We start from the raw sequence: 20,284 nt of genomic DNA, 5'->3' as shown, positions 1-20,284 counted from the left end.
ACGTCAGCCTAGGCGCACTTCTTTAAAATTCGAACAAACGGCAGCCTTGTCAGAGTGTTAACGCGATCGTTCGCCGTTTAATGATTTGTCCTAGCGACAGTAAGTGCTGGAGCGGCGAGCAATATCGAAATGGATGTGGTCCTGATGGTGGCCGTCTGACCCCGGCCCTAAGATCGTCGTAAACGGCCCACAAGCATCCTGCCGGATGGCCGCTTGAAAGCGCGCCGCAGGATCATCTGATCCTTCTGGATGCGGTTGCACCGACCAGACCTGCCCGTCTTCGAACGCGATACCACGAACATCGATTGCCCGGCCAAAGCCATGTTCGCTGATCCGTGCACCGGCGACATTGTTGCGACCGCGACAGGCATAGGATGCCGCAACGAACACGGTCTGCGGTTCCGATTGGAAGATGGAGCGCGCCTGCGGCGCTTTGATGTCTGTCCAAAGGTTGGTGTAGGTGAGCGCTGCTTCACAGGTCAGCAAGGCGGCGGGTTGCAAGGTCACGCCATTGATCGCTGACACAGCCACTGCGTCATCAATGCCGCATTGACCGGCGCCTTCATGGCGCCCTCGGATTTCGAACGTGGCACCCGCCGCGCGCAAAGCGTTGAAACAGGCGCGGTCGGTGATTACCGGTTCAGCCTCAGGTTCGACCGTATCGGTCGGGCGAGCCGTCGGGTTGGGCGGCAGGACGACGGAACTCTCATCGCCCGGCGTTTCGGCCGGGGGCGTGCCAATAGGTGGGGTGCTGACAGTTTCAGGCCGCGCCGTTGGATTGGGCGGCAAGACTATGTCGCTGGCGTCTTCGGCAAGCGTTGATGCAGGCGCTGCGATGCCGAGACAGACGGCAAGGCAGCGGATCAGATTGCTGGTCGGTCTAGAAGCAAAGCGGCGCACGGAAAAAAGCCTGTCGGAGAGATTCCGGCGAGGTGCCCCACCTTCATGGTCAAAAGGTGGCACCGGCCGCTGAACAGCGCGGTACCCATCGGGTGCGCGAGGACGCGCAAACCAAGATGGAGCACCCCGCGCGATCGCGCTTACCCGCCGAAAAAGTCCTTCACCTTGGTGAAAAAGCCGCTCATCTCGGGGTGATTATGGTCACCGCCTTCGGCCTCGAACTCTTCGAGCAGTTCGCGCTGACGTTTGGTCAGCTTTTGCGGCGTTTCGACCTGAACCTGAACATACATGTCACCGAAATCACGTTGGCGCAGGATGGGCATGCCCTTGCCGCGCAGGCGGAACTGCTTCCCGGTCTGTGTGCCTTCGGGAACTTTTACCCGCGTGCGCGCGCCATCAAGCGTCGGCACTTCAAAGGAGCCACCAAGCGCCGCGGTCACGACCGAGATCGGCGCGCGGCAGAAAAGGTCCGCGCCATCGCGCTGAAACAGATCGTGCGGCTTGATCGAGACGAAGATGTAAAGATCGCCAGCAGGCGCACCGCGCACGCCAGCCTCGCCTTCCCCGGCCACACGGATGCGGTTGCCATCGTCGATCCCAGCAGGGATGTTCACCGACAAATTGCGTTCCTGCGTGACGCGCCCAGCGCCCGAACAGGTGTCGCACGGGTCCTTGATGACTTCGCCGCGTCCGCCACAGGTTGGGCAGGTGCGTTCCATGGCAAAAAAGCCCTGGCTCATGCGCACTTTGCCCATGCCGCCGCAGGTCGAGCAGGTCGAAGGGCTGGTCCCCGGCTTGGCGCCTGAACCGGAACACGTGCCGCAGGAGACCGATGTCGGCAGCACCAGATCAACGGTCTTGCCTTCAAACGCTTCTTCCAGCGAGATCTCCAAATTGTAGCGCATGTCGGAGCCACGCGCCGCGCCACCGGATGAGCGACGCCGACCGCCACCCATAAACTCGCCAAAAATTTCTTCGAAGATGTCGCCCATGCCGGCGCCACCCATGCCCGCGCCGCCGAAGCCACCACCGCCCATGCCACCTTGTTCGAAGGCCTGGTGCCCGAACCGATCGTAGGCAGCGCGCTTTTGCTCATCGCGCAACACCTCATAGGCTTCGTTGACGGCCTTGAAGCTCTGCTCGGCCTCAGCATCGCCTGGGTTGCGGTCGGGGTGGTATTGCATGGCCTTCTTGCGGAAGGCGCTCTTCAGCGTTTTCTCGTCTGCATCACGCGAAACACCGAGAAGCTCATAAAAGTCGGGCTTGGCCATAAATCACGGACTTCTTTGGGATGCGAACTGCGTTGCAAGGGGCGTCATTGGGGGTCGCGCCCGCCCAGTTTGCCTGCTGGCAAGGGTGCCAGGCGCTGTGGTCGAGTGCGTTGGCAGCTTGGCCGCGCGCTGTCAACCAACAGTCGGCCAAGCAACCAAGGCCCGCATGTAGGGAGGCCGCCCGCGCTTTGCCAGGGCGGGCGAACCTTGACGTGGCGTTCTTTGCCAACCTTCGATAGAGAAGCGCTGCGCTAAGGCGCACAATGGACCGCAAGAGCCTGGTAAGCGAGACAACGACCTCATGCCCATCCTATCGAACCTTTTGCAGAAATTCGTCCGCAAAGGCGCACTTCACGTGACCCATGCCAACGGGCAGACAATCACCTATGGCGGTGTCGAGCCCGGTCCGGAGGTTGCGCTGCGGTTTCACGACGCCAAAGCCGAGCGGGCAATCTTTTTCAATCCCGAGCTTGCTGCCGCTGAGGCCTATATGGATGGCAAGCTGAGCTTTGAAGACGGCTCGGACATCCATCAGTTTTTGACGCTCTTTTCCGTCAACCGGGCGCCACTGGCGCAATACCGCGTGCAGGGGTTGCTTCGGCGTGGCTGGAAGATGATGCGGCGCCGCCAGCAGGCCAATGACGTGGCAAACGCCAAGAAACAGGCGCGCAGCCATTACGATCTGTCGACCGAGCTTTACCGGCTTTTTCTCGATGACGGCATGAACTATTCCTGCGCGCTTTACACCGATGAGCATGAAAGCCTGGAACAGGCGCAGATCAACAAGCTCATCCACATCGTTGCCAAGCTGAAACTTGAGCCCGGCATGCGGGTCCTGGAGATCGGCGGTGGCTGGGGTTCTTTGGCGATCATGCTGGCGCGCGCGGGAGCGCAGGTCACGTCGCTGAATGTCTCGCCTGAACAGGTGAAAATCGCCCGTGAGCGGGTGAGCGCCGCAGGACTCGACGACAAGGTTGAGTTCATCATTGAGGATTATCGCGAGCATCAGGGCACCTATGACCGCATCGTGTCAGTCGGCATGATGGAGCATGTCGGCGTCTTCAACTTTGATGACTATTTCAACGTGGTGCGCGACCGTCTGACCGATGATGGATTCGCGATGATCCATTCGATCGGTCGCATGACCCCGCCGGGCACCACCGGGCCCTTCTTTCGCAAATACATCTTCCCCGGCGGTTATGTTCCGGCTCTCTCAGAGACGTTTGAATCCCTGGAGCGTTGCGGCCTGTGGGTCTGCGATATGGAAGTGCTGCGGCTCCATTATGCTTACACATTGCGCGACTGGCGGCTCCGGTTTCAGGACAATCGCGAGCAAGCCAAAGAGCTCTATGACGAGCGCTTCTGCCGAATGTGGGAGTTTTATCTGTCGGCGGCCGAGCTTGGTTTTGTCGATGGCTCGAACATGGTCTTCCAATTGCTCCTCTCCAAAGAGCGCGATGCCGTGCCGCTCATCCGTGATTACATCACCGATGATGAGAGAGCTTTGCAAGCCAAGCTTGGCTAACGTGGGCAGTTGGAATTTCGGACGATTGGGCAAGTCTATCCGACAAATGCCACTCTGCGATTTCAATCCTACGACCTAAATTCATTCCCAGAACCCTGAATTCATCAGACGCCTTGGGAAGGAACAGTCATGGCTATCGCAGATCAAGTCCCAGTTGGATCGGACTTCGGTGCGCGTGGTACCGGCAGCGAGGTGCTCGCCGATATCGGTCTGACCGGCAAAACAGCCATCGTCACGGGCGGCTACAGTGGCATCGGGTTGGAAACGGTGCGCTGCCTGACGGAAAAAGGAGCGTCGGTCATTGTGCCGGTGCGTTGGGAGGAAAAGGCTCGCGAAAGCCTGGCGCCACTCGGAGATGCCGTTCAAACGGCGCCGATGGACCTGGCCGATCTTGCGTCGGTCAAGCGCTTTGCAGCCACGATGGTCGAACAGCTCCAAAGCCTTGATCTGCTGATCAACAATGCGGGCGTTATGGCCTCGCCCCTATCGCGCGTCGGTCCTGGTTGGGAATCGCAATTCGGCATTTGTCACATGGGGCATTTCGCATTGTACAAGACGCTTGCACCGCTGCTTGCGAGTACCCCCGGTGCGAGGGTAGTTGCTTTGTCGTCGGCTGCGCACAAAAGGTCCGACATCCTGTGGGACGATGTACACTTCCAAACGACGGCTTATGACAAATGGCAGGCCTACGGTCAGGCCAAGACCGCCAACGCGCTGTTTGCCAACGCCGTCTCGCGGCGGTTGCAAGAGACTGGGGGTCTGGCGTTCTCGCTTCATCCTGGCGGTATCTTCACACCGCTTCAGCGGCATTTGCCGAAAGAAGAAATGATCGCGCTCGGATGGCTAGGCGAGGACGGCGAGCCATCTGAAATGGCCAAAGCCGGGTTCAAAACGCCTGAACAGGGATGCTCAACTACGTTATGGGCTGCATCCTCGCCCGATCTTGTTGGCAAGGCCGGGGTCTATTGCGAGGATTGCGACATCGCCTCGCCGACCGACACAGGCAATCCAGCAACGCGCTATTCCGGCGTTCACGCCTATGCCTGCGATGACGAGGCCGCTGAGCGTTTGTGGGAAATGAGCGAAAGAATGTTGGCCGACGTTTGAGACCAACCACGCTACCGTTCAAATACGGTGTCCGAGCGCCCATGATGGGTGATGCGGTAGCCCGCTTGGATTATCAGCGAAGCGAGCGTTGAATCCCTGTCGTGTTTGGTCTCAGCCAGGATCATTCGTGGCAGGAGATGCGCCGGGGCTGTGCGCAGGAACGGTCCAAGCGCCTGCACCTCATGACCCTCAATATCGATCTTGAGCAGGTCGATGCGGGGCAGGCGGCTTTCTTCGACAATCGACAAGAGCGTGCGGGCGCGAACTTGGGTGAGCCCCCCGCGTTTTTTGCCGGACCCATCGCTGACCGACACACTGCCTAAGTTCCAGGCTGAACGGGCAAGCAGAACCGCACCCCCCGTGTCGCTGACGGCGCATGGAACCAGATCAGCCTGCGCATCCAGTCCGCTGAAGCGCAGGTTGGCGGCGAGCCGTCTTTGGGTTTTCGGATTGGCTTCGATGCACACGAACCGGCCCGTTCGACCTACTTGCCGCGCCAGGCAGGCGGCCAGAACTGTGTAGGTGCCGGTGTTTGCGCCGGCATCAACTAAGATGAACTGATCATCAGGGCTGGTTGCCGCACAGCGCGCCATTGCTGCTTCTTCGGCCAAATCAACCAAACCGGGCCGGGCATAGCACTTGGTGTCGGCGTGGTTTTCGCGCGGATAGAGCCTTAGTCTGAACCCGGGATAGGGCTCAAGATCAACCGGACTTGGTCGCCCGATGAGCGACAATCGCCAGATCGGCCAGGACACAATCGATGCCAGCCGCGGATAGGCCCGTGGCACCAGGCCCGCCCCCAACGAGCGGATGGCTTCCCGCCAGGCGGGCAGGCGATGGGCGCCAAACGGTGCATGGCCCCCGGCCGGGCGTGACAGCGAATCATGGAGCAAAAGATCAGCCATGGGTGGCACGCTATTGCGATCAAACATTGCGGCTTGATGACAGCCCTACCGACGTCCACCCGCAGCAAAAAGCCCGACACCAAAAGGTGCCGGGCTTCCTGAAGTGCTGTGTCAGAGGAAAGGTTTAGGACGCTTTCTTCTGATCTTCATCGTCGACGTCTTCAAAGTCGGCATCGACCACATCATCGTCTTGGACCGGTTCGGCCTGGTCATCCATGTCAGGTGCCTCGTCGCCTTCCGCCTGAGCGTCAGCGTACATAGCTTCGCCAAGCTTCATGGACGCGGTGGCAAGCGCCTGCGCCTTCTCTTCGATGGCAGCCTTGTCGTCGCCTTCCAGCGCCGTCTTCAGATCAGCGATCGCGCCTTCGATGGCGGCCTTGTCGTCATCGCCGACCTTGTCGCCATAATCAGCCAGAGCTTTCTCCGAGGAGTGGACCAGAGCTTCACCCTGGTTCTTCGCCTCGACAACTTCGCGGCGCTTCTTGTCCTCGTCGGCATGGCTCTCGGCGTCTTTGACCATCTGTTCGATGTCATCGTCGGAAAGACCACCGGACGCTTGAATGCGGATTTGCTGCTCTTTGTTGGTGCCTTTGTCCTTCGCCGAGACATTTACGATGCCGTTGGCGTCGATGTCGAAGGTCACTTCAATTTGCGGCATGCCGCGCGGCGCCGGAGGGATACCCACCAGATCGAACTGGCCGAGGATCTTGTTGTCCGCCGCCATCTCGCGCTCGCCCTGGAACACCCGGATGGTCACAGCCGACTGATTGTCATCAGCGGTCGAGAACACCTGGCTCTTCTTGGTCGGGATCGTCGTGTTGCGGTCGATCAGACGGGTGAACACGCCACCAAGTGTTTCAATGCCCAGCGACAACGGGGTCACGTCAAGCAGAAGAACGTCTTTGACATCGCCCTGCAAAACGCCGGCCTGAACAGCAGCACCGATGGCCACAACCTCATCCGGGTTCACACCCTTGTGCGGTTCTTTGCCGAAGAACTCTTTGACGGTTTCTTGGACCCTCGGCATGCGGGTCATGCCGCCAACCAAAACCACCTCGTCAATGTCACCGGCTTTCAGACCAGCGTCTTTCAGAGCCGCTTTCATCGGATCGACGGTGCGCTTAACCAGATCTTCAACCAGGCTTTCGAACTTGGCGCGCGTCAGCTTCATCGTCAGGTGTTTTGGACCGGACGCATCAGCGGTGATGAAGGGCAGGTTGATCTCTGTCTGCGTAGCCGAAGAGAGCTCGATTTTGGCTTTTTCGGCAGCTTCTTTCAGGCGCTGAAGCGCAAGCTTGTCGCCCTTAAGGTCGATACCTTGCTCTTTCTTGAACTCGTCAGCCAGATAGCCAACCAAGCGCATGTCGAAGTCTTCACCGCCAAGGAACGTGTCGCCATTGGTCGACTTCACCTCAAACACGCCATCGCCGATTTCCAGAACCGAAACGTCGAAGGTACCGCCACCCAGGTCATAGACCGCGATGGTCTGGCCGTCATTTTTCTCCAGCCCATAGGCCAAAGCAGCGGCCGTCGGCTCGTTGATGATGCGCAGCACTTCAAGACCGGCGATCTTACCGGCATCTTTGGTTGCCTGGCGCTGGGCGTCGTTGAAATAGGCTGGAACCGTGATGACGGCTTGCTCGACCGTTTCACCGAGGAACGCTTCGGCGGTTTCCTTCATCTTTTGCAGAATGAAGGCTGAAATCTGCGAGGGAGAGTAATCGGTTTCGCCGACCTTCACCCAGGCGTCGCCGCTTTCGGCTTTGACGATTTCAAACGGCACCATCTTCTTGTCTTTGGCGACCGTCGGATCGTCGTAACGACGACCGATCAACCGTTTCACGGCGAACAAGGTGCCTTCAGGGTTGGTAACAGCCTGACGCTTGGCAGGCTGGCCAACGAGCCGCTCGCCATCGTCGGAAAACGCAACCATAGACGGCGTAGTGCGCGCACCTTCGGCGTTTTCAATCACTTTGGGGGTTGAGCCGTCCATGACGGCTACGCAGGAATTGGTGGTTCCCAAATCAATACCAATGACTTTCGCCATGGACGATACCTCATACAGTTATCGGCAGATCGCCCGGACCCGAATCGTATCGGCGTTCCGGCGAAGCGCGGGCTTATAGCAAATCTGAAGCCGCGCTGCGATCCCCTTGGGGGGTTGGAAGTGAAATCTCTTTGGCAGGCCGGTCGCCCCGGACCTGAGGATCGACGCGTATATAAGGAGGCCCTAGGGGTGGTGCAAGGCGCGGCACGTGACCGATTTTCATGGGGCTGGAGCGGCGTCAGGCCAGGAGTAGTTTCAACGCGATGGCCCACATCACCGTTCCAACCAGACCGTCAAGCACTTGCCAGCTTCTTGGGTTGGCGAACACCGGTGCGAGCAGGCGCGCGCCATAGCCGAGCGCAAAAAAGAACACGAAGCTCGATGCAGTCACGCCAATGGCAAACGCAACTTTGTCGATGTATTGCGCGCTGACACTGCCGACAACGACAAGCGTATCCAAATAGACGTGCGGGTTGAGCCAGGTCAGCGCAAGGCAGGTGAGCACCGCCGAGCGCAACGAAACCGGCCGGTCAGTCGAAGGTTGAAGCGCCTCACCGCCCTTAAACGCCGCCCAGAAACTACGTCCGCCATACCAAAGCAGGAAGGCCGCACCGCCATAGGTGAACGCCGGTGCAAGCCACGGAGCACGAGCCGTCATAGCCGCAAAGCCGCCGACGCCTGCGGCGATCAGAATCGCATCGGAGATCGAACAAATGAGCACGATCGGCAGCACATGTTCGTGCCGCAAGCCTTGGCGCAGAACAAAAGCGTTCTGTGCACCAATGGCAATGATGAGGGAGCTGCCGAGGCTAAACCCGGCGATGAGCGCGATGACCATCCCGGTTGACTAGCGATTGCCGCCTCATTAGCCCAATGAAAGAATTTCAATTAAAATAAGAACAGCTAATGCTTGAGCGCTTGCAGTTGAAAGCTTTGGAAGCCGTTGTTGAAGCCGGCTCGTTTGAAGGCGCTGCGGCTCGGTTGAGCCTCACCCAATCGGCAGTTTCGCAGCGCATCAAGGCGCTGGAGGATCAACTGGGCGCCGCGGTGGTTGTCCGGGGCCAGCCCTGTGTGGCCACCGATATCGGGGCGCGGTTGGTGCGACATGGGCAAGATGTTGCACTGATCGAACAGGCGACGCTGCGCGAGATTGGTCATGAAAATGAGACTGTCGGACGGCCGACAGTGCGCATTGCGCTTAACGCCGATAGCCTCGCCACATGGGTCATGCCGGCCCTTACAGGAATTCCGGATGTGCTTTTTGACATTGTCATAGATGACCAGGACCACGCCGCCGGCTGGCTGCGCACGGGGCAGGTGGCCGCCGCGATTTCCAGCCGCGCCGAACCCGTCCAAGGTTGTGACGTCTTCCCTCTCGGTGCGCTGATCTACATCGCCACGGCGAGCCCGGCTTTTGCCGCAACGTACTTTCCAAACGGCTTGACCGAGGAGGCGTTGCGCACCGCGCCCTCGCTTGCCTTCAACGCCAAGGACAAGCTCCAGGCGCAGTTCGTGGAACGGGAGATCGGCAGGCGCGTGGCCTTGCCGGTGCACCGGATCGCCAGCACGCAAAGCTTCGTCGAGGCCACCCGGCTTGGCCTTGGCTGGGGGCTTAATCCGAAACGGCTTGTCGATGGCTTAATCGCCGATGGAAGCTTGGTGGCGCTTTCACCGCGCCCGTTTGCGACACCGCTTTACTGGCAGGTGAGCCGCTTGGTGGCCAAGCCGCTATCACCGCTTACCAATGCCATACGTGAGGCAGCGCGCGACGGTCTCAATTCTGAGTCCTGAATCTGGGCTTGAGATCAGTTGGCGCGGCGCGAAGCGTCGGCGCCGTAATAGCTAATGTAGCGCTTGGAGATTTTTTCCACCGGCAACAGGATCAAGACATCCGTGGTGCCGAATTGATGATCGACAACGGCGCCGTCACCGATCATGCCGCCAAGGCGCAGATAGCCTTTGATAAGCGGCGGCAGCGATCGCAGCGCCTGCTTTTGGTCGATCTCCTCTTTGGCGAGGCGATCCATCGGTTCGTAGCGGGCATCCACGGCGCGCACGGTCCAGCTGGGATCAGCAGCGGCAAAATGGTGCAGAAACGATAGGGGCAGAGCGAGCGCTTCCGGATCAGTGCCGTCAAGGCTAGCGCAGCCAAAGAGCACATCGATCTTGCGCTGCACGACATAGCTCCAAATGCCATGCCAGAGCAGCTCGACGGTGCGTTTGGTGCGGTAGGGTTTCAGAACGCAGGACCGACCAAGCTCCAAAAAGCGAAGATCAGGCCGCGCAGCGATCAACGTGCCGATCTGGTACTCACCGGCGGTGTAGAACCCGCCATGGGCATCGGCGACATCCTGGCTGAGCAGCCGATAAGTCCCAACAATCGCTGGCCCGCCAGTTCGAGGATCAGGCGGCGCATCATGGTCGAGCACGAGAAGATGGTCGCAAATCGCATCGTAACCGTCGATGTCGCGCCCAAGCAGTCTGTGTTTGAGGCCGGGCTTAGCGGACATTTCCTGATAGAAAACCTGGTAGCGCAGACGCTGCGCGCGATGAATGTCTTGCCTGCTGGACGCCAGGCGCACCTCCAGCGATCCAATCGCACCGAGAACCGGCGTATCGCCAGATTCCGGTTGGTCGGCGTCCGGCAAATAAAGCGGCGTGCCTGGTAACGGCGCTGCCGTGCCACCACGCGCAAACGGGAAAACCGTGGCCATCATCCGCCTGGCGGCATGGGGCACGGTGGTCAGGCGACCGGCGCGTCGCCCGGCGGCATCAGCCAAGCGTTTGTCGGACATGTCCTGGTCAGCCATTCAACCCTCTTTCCGCCCTCTACCATGCACCGCATTCATGGGCCGCCACATGCGTCGGATGTGACGATCCGATCAGGTCGCATCGATCACAGTATCGCGACGCTTCCATGACAACCCTGCGACGCGGGGGCAGCCACCGCAGCCCATTTGTGTCGAGCCCTGCATCGATCATGCTTAGCCGCCTTTACGCAGCCTGCCATGCTCTTTCTCAAGCCTCAGCCTGTTTGCAGATGGCATGCCGCCTGCCGCCCCGCAAGGGTTGGTGGCCCTGGGTTCAGTTGGCCTGTTCGCCGGAAACCAGGGCTTGAAGCGCGCTTGGCGCCAACGGTTTCTGGGCAAAGCCGTCAAAACCGGCCTTTTTCAGTTGGTTGGGGAGTTCCGGGTCTGTGTTGCCGGAATAGGCAATCACGCGGCCAGCGAACCCAGCTTCACGCAATTGGCGCGCCGCCGCGAAACCATCAAGGACCGGCATCGCCAGATCAAGCAAGACCAGATCGAAAGGTTCGGTATCCTTGTGCTGCTCGGCGGCAAGGGCGATGACGCGAGCACCATCGCCAACAAGCGTGACGGCATGGCCAGCGCGCTCAAGCGCCGCCTTGGCAAGGCGCGCATTCACCGGATTGTCCTCGCCGATCAGAATGCGCTTTCGTGCTGAACTCGTGTCTGGCACCTGGATATCGGCCGGATCAGCCAAGAAGTGTTCTGCGCCATCGGCGTCAAAGCGATGGGTCAGCATGGCAACCAGCGAGGCTTGCCGCACCGGACGAATGAGATAGCCGGAGAAACCGGCATCACGCAGGTCTGGCAGCATATTCCGATCATCGGGGCGTAGCAGGATCACTGGACGCAAGCCGACCTGCGGCAAGCAAAGCCGTGACCAAAGCATCGCATGATCGAACGCAGCATCGACCAGTACATGGTCGACATTTTCGGGTGCACCGTTGAGCGCATCAGCCGCGCTTAGGGTGCGAACGTCGGCGCCGAGGCTTTCAAGGGTCACCGCCAACAGGTCGGATTCCGGCGAGCCGGCGATCGAGGGCTCCACAACCAAAAGCACGCGCTGATCGGCTAGCCGGAGGGCACTTTTGGGCCTTGCTGGTGTGAAAGGTTCAGCAAGGGGCAGCGTCAACCGCATCGTTGTGCCTGCGCCACGAGCGCTTTTCAGAAGCGTCAGATCGCCGCCCATGGCGCGCGCCAGGCCGCGCGAAAGCGGTAGCCCAAGGCCAGTGCCCTCAATGGCACCGATCTGGGCTGATTTGGTGCGTCCAAAGGGCTCAAAGACACGCATATGATCATCAGGCGCAATGCCGTGGCCAGTGTCGCGCACATCAAAAACAAGATGCGTGAGATCAGCTAGGGTTGCTGTCGGCGCATAGGCGTCAAGGCCACCCAACTCACTGGCAGACACCGCCTTCAGCGACAGCCCGACGCCGCCGGATTCGGTGAATTTGATCGCGTTGGACAGCAGATTGGTCAACACCTGGCGCACCCGCCCACCATCAATGCCTACGAGAAAAGGATCATCCTGCCAGGAGCTGAGGGCCGGATCGATCGTGCTGCCAATGGCCAACGCCTTGGCATGGGCACGCGGCGCGGCAAGTTCGATGCATTGATTGACAAGATGGCCAAGGTCAGTAGGTGTCGGGCTCGGCTCGATGGCGCCGTTTTGCAGGGCCGTCAGGTCGAGCAGATCGTTGACCAGCGCCAAAAGCACCTCGCCGCTGGTCGCGATACCCTCAAGATAGTTGCGCTGCGCGCTGTCAAGCTGTGTTTCATTGAGGAGGTGGGCCATGCCCAAAATGCCGTTCAGCGGATTGCGCATTTCATGGCTGACAGCGCCGATGAGCTTCATCGCCGAGCCATTCTCGTGCGGTTGGGTGGCCGAAGATGTGGCTTGCGAGGTCGGGACGCCGTCGGCCTGGCGTGAGGATTGCCGGGTGGTGGACGATTCAACTGGTCGATAGCGCTTGGGGTTTGCCATGCGACGATCTTAGCCGCTGGCCGTTAACAAGCGCTCACCGCCAATGCACTGCGGCACACTTTTGTCGTCCCGCACCCCTGCCCCGGAAACCGAAGATCAGTAACCCGGCGGGACCATCAAGCTGCCAGCAAGGTTGCTGCATCCATGCCGCGATAGGTCAGCGCTTCAGCAAGATGCGCCCGCTCGACACTGTCCGACGCCGCTAAATCGGCGACGGTCCGCGCTACACGTAGCACCCGGTAGTATCCGCGGGCAGATAAATTCGCAGTGTCTGCCGCCTGCGACAGAAGATCCAGCGCCCCTCGGTCGAGCGCCACATGTTTCTCAATCGCGCTCTGCTCGGTACGGGCATTCAAGGCTGCTGGTTGCAATGCCGCGCGACCACCCGATGCACCATTAGTGCCTTCGTAACGAGCCCACTGGCGGGCGCGGGCCGCAGCGACGCGCTTGGCGACGATGGCGCTGGTCTCACGCGGTGCGGTGTTGGAGAGATCACGCGCGGTGACCGCCGGAACATCGATGCGCAGATCAATCCGGTCCATCAGTGGGCCGGACACGCGGCCTTGATAATCGGCGGCGCAGCGCGGGCCTCGACGACAGGCGTGGCCGGGTTCGCCGGCATGACCGCAGCGGCAGGGGTTCATCGCCGCGATCATCTGAAACGCTGCCGGATAGGTCACGTGATGATTGGCGCGGGCGATGTGGCATTGTCCGGTTTCCAAAGGTTGGCGTAAGCTGTCGAGAACCTGCGGTGAGAACTCGGGCAATTCATCCAGAAACAGAACGCCATTGTGCGCCAAGGATATTTCGCCCGGCCGCGCCCGCATGCCGCCGCCGACCAGCGCGGCCATGGATGCTGAGTGATGCGGCGCGCGGAACGGGCGCTTGTCGGATAAGGCCCCGGCTTCCAACTCTCCGGCCAGCGAGCAGACTACCGATAGGTCGAGCATCTCGCGTGGGCTGAGAGGAGGGAAAAGCGAGGGCAGACGGGCCGCCAGCATCGACTTGCCTGATCCCGGTGGGCCGACCATCAGCAGATTGTGACCGCCTGCAGCCGCGATCTCCAACGCCCGCTTGGCGCTTTCCTGACCGCGCACATCAACAAGATCGGGCAGGCCCGGACCTTGTTCAAGCTCCACGCCAGGACGTGGTTGGGAGAGCATTTGCCGACCGGCGAAATGGTTCGTCAGCTCCAAGAGCGAACCTGGCGCAAGAACCGACAGAGCTTCGCCTGCCCAGGCTGCCTCCGGGCCGCAGGCCTTGGGACAGATCATCCCCTCATCTCGCTCAACCGCCATCATGGCCGCCGGCAGAACACCGGACACGGCGGCAAGTTGGCCATCCAGCGACAATTCGCCGAGGACCACGTGCCCGGCAACACTATCGCCGCTGACGGCGCCCATTGCCGCCATCACCCCAAGCGCAATTGGCAAATCAAAATGGCTGCCTTCCTTGGGCAGATCGGCGGGGGCAAGGTTCACGGTGATGCGTTTGGCCGGCATCGCCATGCCGGAGGCTACGAGCGCCGAACGCACGCGCTCGCGGCTCTCAGCGACCGCTTTGTCGGGCAACCCGACAATCGAGAAGCCGACAAGACCCGGCGTGATGTGAACCTGCACGTCCACGGGCCGCGCATCCACGCCTTGAAAGGCCACCGTCGTGACACGCGAAACCATGCTACGCCCTCTCTTCCGTCAAGGAGAGGCAAGCATATTTTCAGATTAAATGCTAGAACAAAAAAAGAACATTTAGTTAAGCCGTCTATGTAACCAGCGTCCGACGTCCAGTCCCAAGAATATCAAGCCAACAAAAGCGATGATCAATGGGATTCCGGTAAAGACACTCACATAGACGACGCTCAGACCGAAATCGGCGATGGGTTGAAGGCGTTCGCTCTCGCAGGCGATGCCCGGCCCGTTCGATTGGCAGAGGTCAAGCGCCGGCAATCCGAACGTCGCTGTGAATCCAACGACCACGATCAAAAGAGCAAGGTAGCCGATGAGGCGGAAGGGAAGCAGAAGCCAACCAAGCACAACGAGTCCTAGGGACCGCTTGGCCTTCGGCTTCGGCGTTGAATGCTGAGGGAGATCCGGTGGCGTGGTCATCCACTTGCCTGCACGTGGTTAGCTCAACTTGGTCTCAATTGCGTCCCACATCGCCGCTGCTGCGTTGCCGCCGCCGAGCCGCTCAAGGGCTCGAATTCCGGTGGGTGAGGTGACGTTGATTTCGGTGATGTAGGGCCCAATGACGTCGATTCCGGCGAACAATAGGCCCATTTCGCGCAGTGTCGGTCCGATGGCGGCACAGATCTCGCGATCCCGGTCCGAAAGCGCGATGGCCTCGGCCCGTCCGCCAACAACCATGTTAGAGCGCAAATCCCCTTCGGACGGGACCCGGTTGATCACGCCAAAAGGCTCGCCTTCGATGAGCAAGATGCGCTTATCGCCCTTTTCGATGTCAGGCAGAAAAGCCTGCGCCACCCAAGGCTCGGGGAAAAGATCGCGGAAAAGCCCGATCAAAGAGCCGAAGTTCTGATCATCCTCCCGCAACCGCATCACGCCCTTGCCGCCATTGCCGTAAAGCGGCTTCAGGACAATGTCCTTGTGCTCATCGCGGAACGCGGCGATCGCATCTCGGTCCTGGCTGATCAGCGTTGGCGCCATCAATTCCGGAAACCGCATAACCAGCAGCTTTTCGGGCGCATCGCGCACGCCCCTGGGATCATTGACGACCAAAGGCCCTTCGATCTGCTCCAACATGTGGGTCGAGGTGATGTAAGCCATGTCAAATGGCGGGTCTTGGCGCAGCAGGATGACATCGAACGTGCCAAGGTCCTGGCGGGATAAGTCGCCGAGCGTCACATGATCGCCTTCGACGTCACGGACCGACGCGTTTTGCACCAGCGCCGTGACGTGTCCGCTTTCCAACGCCATGGTTTGCGGCGTGTAGACGAACAGCGCCATGCTGCGCGCCTGCGCTTCCAGCATCATGGCAAAGGTGGAATCGCCCTTGATGTTGATCGACTGAATTGGGTCCATTTGGACTGCGACGCGCAAGGGTTTGGCGCTGAACGTCATTGGGGTCTTCCGAAGCTAGAAGCCGCCATCCTCGGCGGCGGAAAAGGCGTTTGGGATATGGAGCGGATCGTGTCCAGGCGCAACCACGACCACATCGCAGCGCACGTTTTGGCTGGCCATTCGTGCGCCGTCTTCATCGTGTGCCGCGAGCCAAGCACGTAACCCCGCGCGGATGCGGCTCTGCTGGCGGGCGCTGACCGCCTCGACCCCGTCGGAAAGGCGTGCGCGCGCTTTCACTTCGACAAAGACAAGCGTTTCAGCATCCTCAACGACGAGATCGATCTCACCGCCAGCCATCCGCGCGCGCCGATCGATCTCCTCCAACCCAAGCGATCGCAGGAAACGTGCGGCGATCTCCTCAGCCTGAAGACCGGTTCGGTAGGCTTTTTGGCGATCAGCCATCTTTGGAAAGCTCAAGCGCGCGTTGGTACAGTTCGCGGCGCGGCAAGCCATAGGCCTCGGCGACCAAACCCGCGGCATCTTTCACACGTTCGGTCTTCAGCGCAGCACGAAGGGCGTCATCGACGCTCGCCTGGGTCGTTTCTTCCGCTTGCGCCGGTGCCAACACGATAACGATCTCGCCACGCGGCGCTTCGGTAGCGCGATAGTGCTCCACCAGTTCCACCAGCGAACCCGGTTGAACGGTTTCGAACCGCTTGGTGAGCTCGCGGCAAACGCTCGCCGCGCGGTCACCGCCAAGTCCAGCAGCCAGCGCTTCCAAGGTGCTCGCTAGCCGCGATGGTGCTTCGTAAAGGCAAACCGTGCCTGGCAATCGGCCAAGCTCAGAAATTGCCGCGTCACGGGCTTTGGCCTTGTTGGGCAAGAAACCGGCAAAGGTGAATTGATCAGTGGGGTGGCCGGCAATCGAGAGCGCGGCGATGACCGCGCTTGGGCCAGGAATACTGACAACGTCATGGCCAGCCTCCCGCGCCGCCACGACCAGCTTGTAGCCTGGATCGGCGATCAGCGGCGTGCCAGCGTCCGAAATCAACGCCACCGTGCCACCACCGGCCAATTGTTCCAGGATGATTGGACGCGCCTGCGGGCCGTTATGATCATGATAGGCCATAAGGCGGGTCGTGATACCGTAGCGATCGAGCAAAACGCGGGAGTTTCGCGTGTCTTCGCAGGCGATCACGTCCGCCGCAGCAAGCGTTTGCAAGGCGCGCAGCGTGATATCGGCGAGATTCCCGATCGGCGTTGCCACGACGTAAAGACCGGGCGCCAAGGGTGGCGCGGCGAAGTTTTGACCGTCGATCGCAAAGTCTTTGTCTGAAATCGGGTTAGGCAAGCTTTTGTTAACCATGTTTTTAGCCCTCGCCCCTCATCATGACGACTTAACGATGTTTTATGGGCGATGCCCACGGCCTGACTGTTTTTTTGCCGCGTTTCCCGCTAAAGACCAGATGGGATGGGCAAACAGCATATGTGCGGACGCGTAAGTGAGGAGGATCGCCGGTTATGAAAGCGATCACGGGGACAGAATCCAAGGTGGGCTCCAAGCTGGAATCTCAGACGAGCAACACGCCTTCGACCTCAAAAGAATTCGGACGCCGCAAGGTTGTTCAAGGCCTGGGTCTGACCGGGCTTTTGGGCCTATCGGCCTGTGGCCCGCAAGGCTTTTCAACGCTTGGCGGCCCATCGCTGACGGTCAATACACCGAGCGTTCAGCCTCAGGGCGAGGTGCTTGGCACTGGCTCGGCCCGCGTGGCGATGTTGTTGCCGTTGACGGCCACCGGCAATGCTGGTCAAGCCGGACCGAGCTTTCGCAACGCGGCTGATTTGGCCGTCGCTGCCCTTGGCGGATCCGACATCACGGTCATCATCAAGGATACGCGCGGCACGCCCGAAGGCGCTGCTGCTGCCGCGAGCCAGGCACTTGCCGAAGGCGCGCAGATGATCCTGGGCCCGATCTTTGCCGCTGAGGTGCGCTCGGTGGCCGCCGTGACGCGTTCGGTCGGTGTGCCGGTCATCGCGTTTTCATCCGATGCCAGCGTTGGCGGCGGTGGTGTTTATCTGCTGTCCTTCCTGCCATCTTCGGATGCCCGCCGGATCATCAGCTATGCTGGCCAGCAAAACCGCACGACGCTCGGCGCGTTGCTACCCAACAATGCCTATGGCCAGATCATGGAAGCGGAGATGCGCCAGGCAGCCGCGACATCCGGTCTGCAGGTCGCCACGGTCCAGCGTTATGACCTAACAACCATCGCGATCCAAGAAGCGGCCAGCCAACTGGCAACGCAGCGGGCGCAGTTCAACGCGCTCTTCGTGCCCGAAGCCGGTGATGTGATGGTGTCCATTGCACAGGGCTTGGCTGCTGGTGGTCTGACCCCACAAAACACGCTCTTCCTCGGCTCCGGTCAGTGGGAAGATGCGCGCGTGCAAAATGCGCCTGAGCTGCGTGACTCGGTTTATCCGGCACCACCACGGGCGCAGTACCAGGATTATGTCAGCCGCTACCGAGCCCGTTATGGCGGCGAGCCGGTGCGCATTTCCTCGCTCGGCTACGACGCTGTCACGCTGGCAGCAGCCTTGGCGCGTGCCGGCAGCGGTCGCATCGATCCGCAAATGCTGGCCGCTTCGTCCGGCTTCTCCGGCATCGATGGGATTTTCCGCTTCTTGTCGAACGGCGTCTCGCAGCGCGGCCTTGCCGTCTACCGCGTCACCGGTTCAGGCACTGAAGTGGCGTCCGCGGCACCACGTTCGTTCCAGGGCATTTTCTAGGCAAGGTTCTGGAAAAGCATGCCCTCGGCTCGATCGGGGGTGGGAACCGGTTTTCCGCCCGGAACCTTGACCTGGGAATAAATCACGCCGCCAGATCGGCGACGACTGCATCGAGCAAAAACGAACCTTCGCGTGTCGCGCGCAGGCTTGCCCTGTCATCACCCGTCTCAATGAACCCCTGATCCACCATCAGGTCGATCTGCTTGTCAGCAAAGCTGCGTCCCGACAGGGCCTCATAGCGAGCGCGGGAAATACCTTCGCGCAGCCGCAAGCCCATCACCAGATATTCATCACCCATTTCTTCCAAGGTCAGTGGATCATCGGCGACCAGCCCATGTCCATTGGCTTCCACACGCTCCAGCCACTTTTCCGGATACCGCTCGGTCGAGGTCGCGACACGCTGGGCGTAGCGGCTCGCTTGGTCGATCAAACGGCCATGGGCGCCTGGCCCAATCCCGACATATTCGCCATAGCGCCAGTAAACCAAATTGTGTTGGCAGACCGCGTCCTGCGCGGCGTGATTGGAAATCTCGTAGGCCGATAATCCACGCTCGGTCGTCATAGCTTGGGTGGTAAGAAACATGTCCGAGGCGATTTCCGGATCGGGAACCTGCAAACGCCCGGCCTTGTGCAGGATTTCAAACTGAGTGCCCGGCTCGATGGTCAGTTGATAGAGCGAAAGATGATCAGCGGCGAAATCAAGCGCTTGGCCGAGCTCATCCTGCCAGGCCGAGACGCTCTGGCCGGGACGGGCATAGATTAGGTCGAAGGAAATGCGCTCAAAAGCATCACGCGCAATGTCCACCGCGCGTAGGGCATCGGCGAAAGAGTGCGTTCGCCCGAGTGCCTGAAGATCATCGTCGTTCATCGCCTGCACACCAAGCGACACCCTATTAATCCCGGCTTTGCGAAAACCTTGGAAGCGATCCGCTTCCACGCTGGTTGGATTGGCCTCCAGCGTGATCTCCGCGTCCGGCGCAACCTGCCAAAGATCGCGGATTGAGGCCAGTATCGCGCTAACCGTCGCTGGTTCCATCAGGCTGGGCGTGCCGCCGCCAAAAAAGATACTGGAAACCGTCCGCCCCGGCGTACGCGCCGCCATGGTTACAAGTTCGGCTTGAAAGGCCTTCACAAAGCGCGGTTGATCGATGGCTGCCTTGCGCACATGAGAGTTGAAGTCGCAATAGGGGCACTTCGAGGCGCAGAACGGCCAATGGACGTATATGCCGAATCCGGCATCCGCATCACTCGCGGCAGGCGAAAAGTCGTGGTCGCGAAGATCGGCTGTCACGCCGGACCCGCGCTGACGATGGCATTGAACAGTTTCTCAAACGCCCGCGCTCGGTGCGACAGCCCGGATTGCTCCCCGGGAACCCAGCCGTGCTTGGTATCGGCGTCCATCTCACCAAACGTGATGTCGAAACCATCCGGCTGAAAAATCGGGTCATAGCCAAAGCCCTGGTCGCCTCTTGGCGGCCAGACCAGCGTGCCCTCTACCTCGCCACGAAATGTTTCTTCGGAGCTATCGGTGCGGATGAGGCCAAGCACGGCAACGAACTTTGCCCGTCTCTGATCAGAAGAGGTCGCGCCGGCGGCTTGGAGCTTTTCCTCGACCGTGCGCATGGCCATGGAGAAGTCTTTCTCCGGCCCGGCCCACCGCGCGGTGTAGATACCAGGGTCACCGCCCAGCGCGTCGATGCAAAGGCCGGAATCATCCGACAGGCTGGCAAGACCGGTCGCTTCATGCCCGGCACGCGCCTTAAGCAGCGCGTTCTCCTCGAACGTCGTTCCCGTTTCTTCCGGGTCGGTGAGCTCAAGGTCCGCCGAGGACGTAACCGGTAGGCCGATCGGCTCCAGCAGGGCCCGCAATTCGTCGATCTTGCCGCGATTGTGGCTTGCGATCAGCAGCCGTTCGCCAAAGCCTTTCAGCTGCATAA

18 protein-coding genes are annotated in these 20,284 nt (G+C 60.4%); 4 read left to right on the top strand and 14 right to left on the bottom strand.

From position 1 onward, the window contains the following. Positions 1-90 precede the first annotated feature (90 nt). Together JJ917_11490 and dnaJ are read right to left on the bottom strand one after the other, a co-directional pair. A complete protein-coding gene (locus JJ917_11490; protein ID MBO6699445.1) occupies positions 91-900 on the bottom strand; it encodes an extensin family protein in 810 nt (269 codons plus the stop codon). A gap of 140 nt (positions 901-1,040) precedes the next feature. Further along, entirely contained in the window at positions 1,041-2,171 is a 1,131-nt protein-coding gene (gene dnaJ, locus JJ917_11485) for a molecular chaperone DnaJ (protein MBO6699444.1), read from the bottom strand. A 301-nt stretch (positions 2,172-2,472) separates the two neighbouring features. Between dnaJ and JJ917_11480 the strand changes: the two genes are divergently transcribed. After that, positions 2,473-3,696 carry a class I SAM-dependent methyltransferase gene (locus JJ917_11480; GenBank protein MBO6699443.1) on the top strand — a complete coding sequence of 408 codons (1,224 nt, stop codon included), beginning with the start codon at positions 2,473-2,475 and terminating at the stop codon, positions 3,694-3,696. Positions 3,697-3,831: 135 nt separating this feature from the next. After that, complete coding sequence (locus tag JJ917_11475; protein ID MBO6699442.1) at positions 3,832-4,803, top strand: SDR family NAD(P)-dependent oxidoreductase; 972 nt, start codon at positions 3,832-3,834, stop codon at positions 4,801-4,803. Positions 4,804-4,814: 11 nt separating this feature from the next. Here the strand turns inward: JJ917_11475 and JJ917_11470 are convergent, their stop codons facing one another. From JJ917_11470 to JJ917_11460, 3 genes are all read right to left on the bottom strand, one after another. Further along, on the bottom strand, positions 4,815-5,708 hold the full coding sequence (locus JJ917_11470; GenBank protein ID MBO6699441.1) for an FkbM family methyltransferase: 894 nt from the start codon (positions 5,706-5,708) through the stop codon (positions 4,815-4,817). A 124-nt stretch (positions 5,709-5,832) separates the two neighbouring features. Further along, on the bottom strand, positions 5,833-7,755 hold the full coding sequence (dnaK, locus tag JJ917_11465; GenBank protein ID MBO6699440.1) for a molecular chaperone DnaK: 1,923 nt from the start codon (positions 7,753-7,755) through the stop codon (positions 5,833-5,835). Positions 7,756-7,993: 238 nt separating this feature from the next. Beyond that, positions 7,994-8,593 (bottom strand): amino acid transporter, encoded by a 600-nt coding sequence (locus JJ917_11460; protein ID MBO6699439.1) that lies wholly within the window; start codon positions 8,591-8,593, stop codon positions 7,994-7,996. Positions 8,594-8,661: 68 nt separating this feature from the next. On the opposite strand from JJ917_11460, the gene JJ917_11455 reads away from it, so the two are divergent. Next, complete coding sequence (locus JJ917_11455; protein ID MBO6699438.1) at positions 8,662-9,546, top strand: LysR family transcriptional regulator ArgP; 885 nt, start codon at positions 8,662-8,664, stop codon at positions 9,544-9,546. Positions 9,547-9,560: 14 nt separating this feature from the next. On the opposite strand, the gene JJ917_11450 is transcribed toward JJ917_11455, so the two are convergent. From JJ917_11450 to rsmI, 7 genes are all read right to left on the bottom strand, one after another. Further along, the gene (locus JJ917_11450) at positions 9,561-10,550 is read right to left on the bottom strand and encodes a GNAT family N-acetyltransferase (protein ID MBO6699437.1); all 990 of its coding nucleotides are present in this window, start codon (positions 10,548-10,550) and stop codon (positions 9,561-9,563) included. A 289-nt stretch (positions 10,551-10,839) separates the two neighbouring features. Next, positions 10,840-12,546: a response regulator gene (locus tag JJ917_11445; GenBank protein MBO6699436.1), complete on the bottom strand. Its 1,707-nt coding sequence runs from the start codon at positions 12,544-12,546 to the stop codon at positions 10,840-10,842. 116 nt (positions 12,547-12,662) lie between these two features. Then, the gene (locus tag JJ917_11440) at positions 12,663-14,222 is read right to left on the bottom strand and encodes a YifB family Mg chelatase-like AAA ATPase (GenBank protein MBO6699435.1); all 1,560 of its coding nucleotides are present in this window, start codon (positions 14,220-14,222) and stop codon (positions 12,663-12,665) included. Positions 14,223-14,294: 72 nt separating this feature from the next. Beyond that, positions 14,295-14,579, bottom strand: a complete 285-nt coding sequence (locus JJ917_11435; protein ID MBO6699434.1) for a hypothetical protein — start codon at positions 14,577-14,579, stop codon at positions 14,295-14,297. Between the two features lie 90 nt (positions 14,580-14,669). Beyond that, entirely contained in the window at positions 14,670-15,623 is a 954-nt protein-coding gene (gene gshB / locus JJ917_11430; protein ID MBO6699433.1) for a glutathione synthase, read from the bottom strand. Between the two features lie 15 nt (positions 15,624-15,638). Beyond that, positions 15,639-16,025, bottom strand: a complete 387-nt coding sequence (locus JJ917_11425) for a YraN family protein (GenBank protein MBO6699432.1) — start codon at positions 16,023-16,025, stop codon at positions 15,639-15,641. Beyond that, entirely contained in the window at positions 16,018-16,929 is a 912-nt protein-coding gene (rsmI, locus tag JJ917_11420) for a 16S rRNA (cytidine(1402)-2'-O)-methyltransferase (GenBank protein ID MBO6699431.1), read from the bottom strand. Before rsmI ends, JJ917_11425 begins: the two co-directional genes overlap by 8 nt. Positions 16,930-17,084: 155 nt before the next feature. Here rsmI and JJ917_11415 point away from each other — a divergent pair, with 155 nt between their 5' ends. Next, positions 17,085-18,347, top strand: coding sequence for a penicillin-binding protein activator (locus JJ917_11415; GenBank protein ID MBO6699430.1), 1,263 nt, complete (start codon positions 17,085-17,087; stop codon positions 18,345-18,347). A gap of 82 nt (positions 18,348-18,429) precedes the next feature. Here JJ917_11415 and JJ917_11410 read toward each other — a convergent pair whose 3' ends face one another. Together JJ917_11410 and rdgB are read right to left on the bottom strand one after the other, a co-directional pair. Further along, positions 18,430-19,638 (bottom strand): coproporphyrinogen III oxidase, encoded by a 1,209-nt coding sequence (locus tag JJ917_11410; GenBank protein ID MBO6699429.1) that lies wholly within the window; start codon positions 19,636-19,638, stop codon positions 18,430-18,432. Beyond that, complete coding sequence (gene rdgB, locus JJ917_11405; protein ID MBO6699428.1) at positions 19,635-20,282, bottom strand: RdgB/HAM1 family non-canonical purine NTP pyrophosphatase; 648 nt, start codon at positions 20,280-20,282, stop codon at positions 19,635-19,637. The genes JJ917_11410 and rdgB overlap by 4 nt, the downstream gene beginning before the upstream one ends. Between the last annotated feature and the right edge of the window lie 2 nt (positions 20,283-20,284).

It is taken from the genome of Hyphomicrobiales bacterium, from assembly GCA_017642935.1.
Lineage (GTDB): Bacteria > Pseudomonadota > Alphaproteobacteria > Rhizobiales > MH13 > MH13.
The sequence above is the reverse complement of the archived record's forward strand: the minus strand, read 5'-3'. Positions and strand labels throughout refer to the sequence as shown.

Bases quoted from the DNA above. Each gene is read 5' to 3' on its own strand.
- JJ917_11425 (MBO6699432.1), bottom strand. From the start codon at position 16,025: ATGGCTGATCGCCAAAAAGCCTACCGAACCGGTCTTCAGGCTGAGGAG.
- JJ917_11470 (MBO6699441.1), bottom strand. From the start codon at position 5,708: ATGGCTGATCTTTTGCTCCATGATTCGCTGTCACGCCCGGCCGGGGGC.
- JJ917_11460 (MBO6699439.1), bottom strand. From the start codon at position 8,593: ATGGTCATCGCGCTCATCGCCGGGTTTAGCCTCGGCAGCTCCCTCATC.
- JJ917_11450 (MBO6699437.1), bottom strand. From the start codon at position 10,550: ATGTCCGACAAACGCTTGGCTGATGCCGCCGGGCGACGCGCCGGTCGC.
- dnaK (MBO6699440.1), bottom strand. From the start codon at position 7,755: ATGGCGAAAGTCATTGGTATTGATTTGGGAACCACCAATTCCTGCGTA.
- dnaJ (MBO6699444.1), bottom strand. From the start codon at position 2,171: ATGGCCAAGCCCGACTTTTATGAGCTTCTCGGTGTTTCGCGTGATGCA.
- gshB (MBO6699433.1), bottom strand. From the start codon at position 15,623: ATGACGTTCAGCGCCAAACCCTTGCGCGTCGCAGTCCAAATGGACCCA.
- rsmI (MBO6699431.1), bottom strand. From the start codon at position 16,929: ATGGTTAACAAAAGCTTGCCTAACCCGATTTCAGACAAAGACTTTGCG.
- rdgB (MBO6699428.1), bottom strand. From the start codon at position 20,282: ATGCAGCTGAAAGGCTTTGGCGAACGGCTGCTGATCGCAAGCCACAAT.
- JJ917_11440 (MBO6699435.1), bottom strand. From the start codon at position 14,222: ATGGTTTCGCGTGTCACGACGGTGGCCTTTCAAGGCGTGGATGCGCGG.
- JJ917_11480 (MBO6699443.1), top strand. From the start codon at position 2,473: ATGCCCATCCTATCGAACCTTTTGCAGAAATTCGTCCGCAAAGGCGCA.
- JJ917_11445 (MBO6699436.1), bottom strand. From the start codon at position 12,546: ATGGCAAACCCCAAGCGCTATCGACCAGTTGAATCGTCCACCACCCGG.
- JJ917_11455 (MBO6699438.1), top strand. From the start codon at position 8,662: ATGCTTGAGCGCTTGCAGTTGAAAGCTTTGGAAGCCGTTGTTGAAGCC.
- JJ917_11415 (MBO6699430.1), top strand. From the start codon at position 17,085: ATGAAAGCGATCACGGGGACAGAATCCAAGGTGGGCTCCAAGCTGGAA.